This window comes from Mycobacterium sp. (assembly GCF_051006775.1).
Taxonomy (GTDB): Bacteria; Actinomycetota; Actinomycetes; order Mycobacteriales; family Mycobacteriaceae; genus Mycobacterium.
On sequence record NZ_JBPCSX010000094.1, the window covers coordinates 1 to 7,633 of the forward strand.

Annotated in this window: 8 protein-coding genes; all 8 read right to left on the reverse strand. The window is 64.3% G+C overall.

Annotated features, from left to right (window positions below):
• A partial coding sequence (locus tag ACR2JI_RS06835) for an aldehyde dehydrogenase family protein (RefSeq protein ID WP_526389327.1) occupies window positions 1-700 on the reverse strand: 700 nt, incomplete at its 3' end.
• 13 nt (window positions 701-713) lie between these two features.
• Complete coding sequence (locus tag ACR2JI_RS06840; protein ID WP_526389328.1) at window positions 714-1,715, reverse strand: NAD(P)H-dependent flavin oxidoreductase; 1,002 nt, start codon at window positions 1,713-1,715, stop codon at window positions 714-716.
• 101 nt (window positions 1,716-1,816) lie between these two features.
• The gene (locus tag ACR2JI_RS06845) at window positions 1,817-3,262 is read right to left on the reverse strand and encodes a class I adenylate-forming enzyme family protein (RefSeq protein WP_526389329.1); all 1,446 of its coding nucleotides are present in this window, start codon (window positions 3,260-3,262) and stop codon (window positions 1,817-1,819) included.
• Entirely contained in the window at window positions 3,259-4,053 is a 795-nt protein-coding gene (locus tag ACR2JI_RS06850; RefSeq protein ID WP_526389330.1) for an enoyl-CoA hydratase/isomerase family protein, read from the reverse strand. Before ACR2JI_RS06850 ends, ACR2JI_RS06845 begins: the two co-directional genes overlap by 4 nt.
• Before the next feature lie 21 nt (window positions 4,054-4,074).
• Window positions 4,075-5,205, reverse strand: coding sequence for an acyl-CoA dehydrogenase family protein (locus tag ACR2JI_RS06855; RefSeq protein WP_526389331.1), 1,131 nt, complete (start codon window positions 5,203-5,205; stop codon window positions 4,075-4,077).
• Window positions 5,195-5,998, reverse strand: a complete 804-nt coding sequence (locus ACR2JI_RS06860; RefSeq protein ID WP_526389332.1) for an enoyl-CoA hydratase/isomerase family protein — start codon at window positions 5,996-5,998, stop codon at window positions 5,195-5,197. Before ACR2JI_RS06860 ends, ACR2JI_RS06855 begins: the two co-directional genes overlap by 11 nt.
• Complete coding sequence (locus ACR2JI_RS06865; protein WP_526389333.1) at window positions 5,995-7,278, reverse strand: FAS1-like dehydratase domain-containing protein; 1,284 nt, start codon at window positions 7,276-7,278, stop codon at window positions 5,995-5,997. Before ACR2JI_RS06865 ends, ACR2JI_RS06860 begins: the two co-directional genes overlap by 4 nt.
• Window positions 7,279-7,342: 64 nt before the next feature.
• Window positions 7,343-7,633 (reverse strand): acyl-CoA dehydrogenase family protein (locus tag ACR2JI_RS06870; protein ID WP_526389334.1); only part of this gene is annotated, 291 nt, incomplete at its 5' end.

Consider the following 7,633-nt stretch of genomic DNA (forward strand, 5'->3'; position numbering starts at 1 on the left):
GATGGCGCACCAGTGCCTCGCCCGCCTCGTTGCCGCCCGGGACGACGTTGATGACACCGTCCGGAATGCCGGCGGCGCGCGCCAATTCCACAAAAATCATCGGCGTGAAGGGGGTGAACTCGGCTGGCTTGAGGACGATCGTATTACCCGCGGCCAGCGCAGCCGGCAACTTCATCACCAGTGACAAAAGGGGCGCGTTCCAGGTGATGATGCTGGCGATCACGCCGTACGGTTCGCTCATGGTGTAGACGAGCTCGTCGCTGTCGGCGATGCTGACCTCGCCGGTCAGCTTGTCGGCCCAGGACGCGTAGTAGGACGTCCAGTCATAGGCGTACCCGGCGAATGTCGACGCCCACACCATCGGCATCCCGTTCTCGATGACGGAGATCGGCGCCCAGTGCTCATAGTCCCTGATCAAGTCGGCGAACTTGGCGAGGATGTCGCGCCGTTGGGTGGGTTTGGTGTTCCGCCACCCGGGCAGCGCCCGGCGAGCAGCGGCGACGGCCTCATCGACATCCTTTCCGCTGGCCATCGGCACCTCGGCCTGGACCAGCCCGGTCGACGGGTTGACGTGTTCGTAGACGCCCCCGCCGCCGATCGCTCGACGCTCACCGCCGATCACCAGTTCGACCTTGGGCAACAGTCGTGCGGCCACTTCGCGGTGGCGGCTCGCCAAGGTTTCCACAGTGCTTCCAGTCATCGTGATGCTCCGATCATCTTCTCGCGGCGGCGTTTGCCATATCAGGTGTTGCACAGGCGTCTACGTATTCGTCCCGAAGCCGTCCGACGAGTTCGGCGACCGAGGGAATGTCATCGATCAGGGCCATACCCTGCCCCGCCGAGAAGAGGTTCTTCCACGGTTTCACCTCAGCCGGCAGGTGGCCGTAACCCATCCGGCCATCCGGTGGCTTCGGGAGATTCGAGGGGTCCAAACCCACCGCGCGGATGGATTCGACCATCCAGTTGGCGGCCACGCCCGCTATGTCGGCGGTGTAGATCAGATCATCGGCGCCGCCCCGCACGAGCATCGCCTTGTACTCGTCGCTGGCTCGTGATTCCCGGGTGGCGATGAACCTGGTGCCGAGGTAGGACAGATCAGCGCCCAGGACCTCCGCCGCCCGAATCACCGCGCCGTTGGACACAGCCCCGGCAAGCACGATGACGCCGTCGAACATGCTGCGGATCTTGGGGATCATGACCAGGTGACTCATCGTGCCGGAATGTCCGCCACCGCCGGCCCCGATGCAGTTCAAGCCGTCGACCCCGGCCTCGATCGCCTTTTCGGCGAAGCGCAGCGAAGTGACATCGTGAAAGATCGCCCCGCCCCAATCATGAACCCGCTTGGCCAACTCGGCCGGATTTCCCTGCGCCGAGATCACGATGGTGGCGCCGTAACGGGAACAGAGGTCGAGGTGCCGGTTCAGCTCAGCATCATCGAATCGGGTGGCCATGTTGACCGCGAGCGGACCGATGGGGGCATCCGGGTTCGCGTCCGCGAACGCATCCAACTCCACGCGGATGTCACGCAGCCATCCCTCGAATTCCTCGACGGTGCGCGCATTCTGCCGCGGCAGTGCTCCTACCAGGCCGGCTTTGCAGGCTGCAGCAACAAGTTCCGGACCCGACACCAGGAACATGGGCGCGCAGATCGCAGGCAGCGTGAGTTGACTGCGGATCACCGCGCGAAGGTCAGCCCCGACCGACGGGTCGCGCATCTCGCTGCTCCTCACCGACGGGCGCATAGCGCACCCGAACTGACCTTGTCGTCGACGTTAATGATGTGATGACCCGCCGATAAGGCGGCGCAGTGAAAACGTCACTTCGGCGGGGAGGATGACGGGCGTAGCAGCCGCGGGCGCTCGATTTTGCCCATCGCATTGCGGGGCAGAGCCGCCACGATGACGAATTCGTCGGGAACTCTGCCATGAGCGACCAGGGCACGGGCCTGGCGGCGAAGCGCTTCGGGTTCCGGGCTGGTTTCCGCGTTCACCTCTACGAACGCGATGATCCGCTCACCCAGGCGACCGTCGGGCTCCCCCACAACCGCGATGTCGCGCACATCCGGTATTGCGATCAGCAGAGCCTCCAGCTCTCCGGCATTGACATTGACGCCGCCGCGCACGATCACGTTCCCTCTGCGCCCGACCACGTGAACCGATCCGTCAGCCTCGACTCGACCGATATCGCCGGTGCGCAAGGTTTGGTTGAACAGTCCTGCCCAGCGGCCTGTCGGAGCTGGACCGACACATAACTCCCCACTTTCGCCGTCGGGCAGTCGTCGTCCACTGTCGTCACTCGCCCAGATCGATACATGCTCAAGTGCCACACCGCTCGAACCGGACCGATGCAGCTGGGCCGGGTCCTCGGCGCAGACCGGCCCGGGTGCCTCAGTCATCCCGTAGGAGGAGCACAGCCGAACACCGAACTTGGCTTCGAAGGATGCCCGCAGATCCTCGCTCAGACCCGCCGCACCCGTGCCTGCATACCGCAGAGAGGACAGCGAACCTGCCGCAATCGCGTCATCGCACACCAGATCATGAATGGTCGTCGGAACCACGGCATTGACGAGGGTTAGCCGAAGCTGGCGACAGGCGTCCGCGACACCTGATGCGTTGAGCCTGTCGAGTACGACCGCGGTTGCGCCGGCAACCAGAGTGGCCACGCCGGCCACCACCATCACGTTGTGAATACTCAGCGGCAAGGCGATACCGACACGGTCGGAAGGGGTCAGCCGGCGGGCGTACGCCGCAGCTGCCAGCGACACAGCCGACCGATTGTGCCGGACAATCTTTGGTGCGGCGGTGGTGCCACTGGTGAACGCGATCGCACACGGTGCGTCCAATGGCGGACGTGGGTGTTCCCAATGTGCGTCGAGTCCTTCGGCGGTGAGCGCGGCGAGGTCGATGCATCGCAGACCATGCGGTGCGGCCGCGGGATCGGCTGTGACCACAAGCGCCGGTCCGACGATCCCGCACTGCCGTTCCCGTTCGGCCGCCGGCGCGGCAGGGTTGACGCCGGACCAGACTGCTCCGATGAGCAGACATGCAAGATAGAGCTCGATGGTGGCCGAGCAGTTCGGCGCTATGACCACCACGCAGTCACCCGGTCCGACGCCATGTGCGGCCAGGGCGACTGCGCGTGCCTGCACCACGGCGGACAACTGGTGATGGCTGATGACCATTTCGCCGTCCACAAGAGCATTCCCGGCGTCGGATCGCGCGGGCATGAGAAGGTCGAGCAGATCGGGCGGCGATGTGCTCATGGTTGCCAGCGCGGTGCCCGCCGTTCGGCGAAGGCTCGCGGACCCTCCACGAAATCGGGATGTTGCCATTGATCCTTGACGAGGCCGTAGCTGTATTCGACCGCCTGGGAGTACGGCATCTCCAGGGCACTCCACACGGCCTGCTGCGACAGCGACACTGCGTGCGGCGAATTCTGCGCGATATCCCCCGCGATCTGGCGGGCGGTGTTCAGCAGATCCTCGGGAGCAACGAGTTCGTCTACCAGTCCAAGCGCGTAGGCCCGTTCCGCGGTAAGCCTGAAGTTGCGGCCCTGCAGCGTCATCCGCAGCGCGGTGCCCAGGGGTAGGCGTTTGGCCAGTCCGACATTCTCAATGCCGCCAACCATGCCGACGTTGACGTGGGTATCGAGAAACTGTGCGGCGGTGGAGGCCACGACGATATCGGCGTCGACGACGAAATGCAGTCCGCCTCCGGCGGCGACTCCGTTCACTGCGCACACCGTCGGCTTCCAGACGTCGTTCTGCCTGGACGTGAAGAAGACCTCCTGCTTCGCGCGACCCAGTCCGGCACCTACCGAGCCGTTCGCACTCACGTGACCCAGGTCGGCGCCGGTGCAGAAGTGCCTATCGCCCGCTCCGGTGATCACCACGCACCGGATCTCCGGGTCGTCCGCGATTTGCCGCCAGATGTGGCGGAACCACTGCATCATCGAGGAGGTGAGCGCATTGCCGCGCTCGGGCCGGTTCAGGGTTATCTCGGCGATGTTGTCGGCGACGGTAAACAGTGCTTCGTCGGGACCGGAGGTCGTCATGGTGTTCCCGATTCGCCGGACTCAGATTCCAACCAAGGCGGCGAGGCGCTCGCGCTGCCACGAGGGATCGCCGAAAAGCAACTCCGTGCTCTTGGCGCGCTTGTAGTAAAGCTGCGCCGGATGCTCCCAGGTGAATCCGATACCACCGTGGATCTGGATGTTCTCGCCCGCAACCTTGGTGTAGGTGGCCGAACAATAAGCCTGTGCCAGCGCGGCTGCCACCAGAGGGCTTTCGTTTGTGTCGTCTAGCACAGCCGCGGCGTGATACGCAGCGGAACGGGCTGACTCAACCGCCATGAGCATGTCCGCGCACTTGTGCTTGATCGCCTGGAAGCTGCCGATCGGCCTGCCGAACTGCACCCGGATCTTGGCGTAGTCGACGGCCATGTCGAGGCAGCGTTGCGAGCCGCCTACCTGTTCGGCAGCCAGCAGGATGCCGGCGGTTGCCAGCGTCCGGTCGAACACCTCGGTGCCGCTGAGGCGGCAAGCCGGCGTGTCGGTGAAATTCACCATGGCCTGGGCGCGGGTCAGATCGAGAGTCTCCAGTGCAGTGACCGAGACCCCCGGCGCATCCATGTCGACGACGAAGAGTCCCACGCCCTCGCCGTCCCGTGCGGAGACGACGAAGATGTCGGCGAACTGACCGTCGAGAACGTACATCTTTGTTCCGGTGACGGTCGTGTCGGTGCCACCGCCGGTCGCGACGGCGGTTACCGCATCGGCGTCCCACCGCCCTGTCGCCTCTGCCAATGCGAGGGTGCCGACCAGTTCGCCAGAGGCCAACCCGGGTAGATAGCGGCTCTTGAGTTCGTTGTCGTCGGACCACATCAGAGCGGTTGCCGCCATCACCGTCGAGAGCAGCGGAGAGACCAGCAGCGCAGCACCGGTCTGCTCGGCCACCAGAGCGAAATCACTCAGGCCGAATCCACCGCCGCCGAATTCCTCAGGAATGACCAGCCCCTGTAGACCCAACTGATCGGCCATCTGGGCCCACACGACTGGGTCGGCTGCGCCCCCGCTGTCCATCAGTCGGCGCACCTCTGACTCCGGTGAGCGTTTTTGGAGGAATGCAGCGGAGCTGCGCGCCAATTCCTGCTGTTCGTCGGTGAGGGTGAGGTTCATGATGCTCCGTATCTCATGCTCAGTTTCCATCGAATCTAGGTTCGCGCCGTTCGGCGAACGCGCGCAGACCCTCTTTGAAGTCGCCACTTCGGACGGTCACCTCGACCGATGCCGCCTCAGCCGTCAATGCGTCGTCGATGCCGCCCGATCCGAATCTATTGAGCAGGCGTTTGGTGTGCCCAAGGGAAAAGGTGGGTCCAGCGGCGAGCTCAGCGGCGAGCGAGTTGGCCTCGGCCAGAAGGGATTGCGCCGGCACGGCAGTATCGACCAGGCCCCAGTCAGCGGCGGTGGATCCGTCGATCGTTATACCGCGCAGCAACAGTTGTCGTGCGCGGCGGAGCCCCACGAGCCGCTGCAGGAGGAATGATCCGCCACTGTCGACCGAGAAGCCGCGGCTGCGGAATGGCGCCGTGAATTGGGCACTCTCAGCTGCGACGGTGAAGTCGCAAGCGACGGCGAGGTGCATCCCGAGGCCCATTGCTCGACCATGCACCATGCTGATGGTGGGGACCGGGCAGTTCCACAACGCCGATATCAACCGGTGCGGTCCGGCAGCCAACGAGCGGGCCAGGTGCCCCACGCGAGGCTTGCCGTCGGGGTCATTTGCACTCACGAGATCCGCGCCTGTGCAGAAGTGCTTACCTTCGCCACGGATCAGGACGGCGCGTGCATCGCCCTTGCGATCAACCGCGTCCAGTATCGCGACCGCGTCGACACAGTCCTGGCCGCGAAGAGCGTTCCCCATCTCCGGTCGGTCAAGGATGAGGTGCAAGACCGCGCCGTCGAACTCGCAGCGCACTCCGTCGGCACCGGCCTCTGTCATGAACCGCGGCGGGCGAGCTCGCCATGGCGGGCGAACATCCGCAATGCATCGCGCTTGAGCTCACTGGGCGGCTCGGGTAACAACGCCGCGCCGAGCTCACGGCTGGGCAGCGAGATGGTCGCCTCCGCCGTCGCGGTCGATTCACCCCGTTGGTTGGTCACCTCGACGGAGACGTCGACCAGCATCATGTCGTCATCTTGACGCTTGCCGATCACACTTCCGGTCAGATACTGAATGTCACCTTCGTAGTTGAATTTTCGGATCTCGTCATGCTGCCGGACGATGAAGCCACCGTCGCCAACCCACTCTGTCAGCAGATGGTGAATCCAGCATTCCCGAAGTACGCCGTAGTCGTAGGCACGCGGGTTGCCGATCGCCTTTGCCCACTCCGAGTCCCAGTGCACGCGCTGGGCGACATCGGGCACACCCAAGGGGTTCTTGATGTAGAAGGCGGGGATGCGATTACGGTTCTGCCAGGCCAACCGGCCGGTCTTGAGGCCATACGGGACAAAGCCGTAGCCGCCCGCATGGAAGACGATGATGTCGGTGGTTGTCAGCGGGCCCTTGGCCATGGTGCCCAGCGAGTCACCAACCGCGACATCCTCCCAATATCTGGGATCGCCACCACGGACCTGCTCGGCGGCGTAGATCTCATCCAGCTTCGCGATGTCATCGTCGGTGTACTCCGGCTCCGGTATGGCGCTGTACTTGCCCTTCTCCCGGGCCTTCTTGCGCTCGGTGTAGATGACCAGGGTCCGGTAGACGCCAACCACCTCGGCGTGCTGATTCATCTTCACGTCGCGCAGCACACGGATCACCGAACGTCCGGCAAACTCGGACTGCTTCTCCTCCACCGACTCCAGACCCGTGAAGCTGTACAGCGTGTCACCCGGGTAGACCGGTCGATACCACTCCCAGGTGCCGCCCGAAACGAAGGCGTGGATACCGCGGTAACTACCGCCCCTCAGTTCCTTGGGTAACTTGTCCCCCAGCAGCGGCGCGTTGAGTACGGCAGCCATGATCTGCGGGGCCACCTGAGAACCCCAGCGGGTACCGGCCCCGTAGTGCGGATCGCAGTACAAAGGGTTGTCGTCGCCATAACCGTGGGCAAAGTTGCGAATCGCTTCCGGGGTCGCGGTTGAGATCAATTCCTGGCCGCGCGCGGCGGCCCATACCCCCAGTGCGGCACGATCCTTCTCCAGATCGGCGGAATCAATCTCGAAAGCGGTCGCGGCCGCAAAGCGATCGGATGTCGCCTCCGATGTGCTCGCCGAGGTCATGGTCATCACTCCTGTTTCATCATCGTTTCATCTGACTTCACAAACATGGGGCATGGCTGCGTCGTTACTTGGCTGTCACGTCGTCACGGGGCAATCCGAGGACTTGCTCAGCGATGGTGTTGCGCTGGATTTCGGCGGTGCCCGCACCGATCGTCGAAGCCCGCGTCGCCAGGAAACCGGTTACCCAACGACCGCGCTGCACCGAATGCGGATCGGCAGGGGCAAGAGTGGCGGCGGCGCCGATGATGTCGACCGCGAGCTCGTGTAACCGCTTCTCGAACTCGGTGAACATCAGCCGGCCTACCGAGGAGACCGGCCCGGGTTCGGATCCAGAGAGTACCGAATTGAGCGTGCG

Coding starts and splice junctions, on each gene's coding strand:
- ACR2JI_RS06850 (WP_526389330.1), bottom strand. CDS start 4,053: ATGACGACCTCCGGTCCCGACGAAGCACTGTTTACCGTCGCCGACAAC.
- ACR2JI_RS06865 (WP_526389333.1), bottom strand. CDS start 7,278: ATGACCTCGGCGAGCACATCGGAGGCGACATCCGATCGCTTTGCGGCC.
- ACR2JI_RS06845 (WP_526389329.1), bottom strand. CDS start 3,262: ATGAGCACATCGCCGCCCGATCTGCTCGACCTTCTCATGCCCGCGCGA.
- ACR2JI_RS06860 (WP_526389332.1), bottom strand. CDS start 5,998: ATGACAGAGGCCGGTGCCGACGGAGTGCGCTGCGAGTTCGACGGCGCG.
- ACR2JI_RS06855 (WP_526389331.1), bottom strand. CDS start 5,205: ATGGAAACTGAGCATGAGATACGGAGCATCATGAACCTCACCCTCACC.
- ACR2JI_RS06840 (WP_526389328.1), bottom strand. CDS start 1,715: ATGCGCGACCCGTCGGTCGGGGCTGACCTTCGCGCGGTGATCCGCAGT.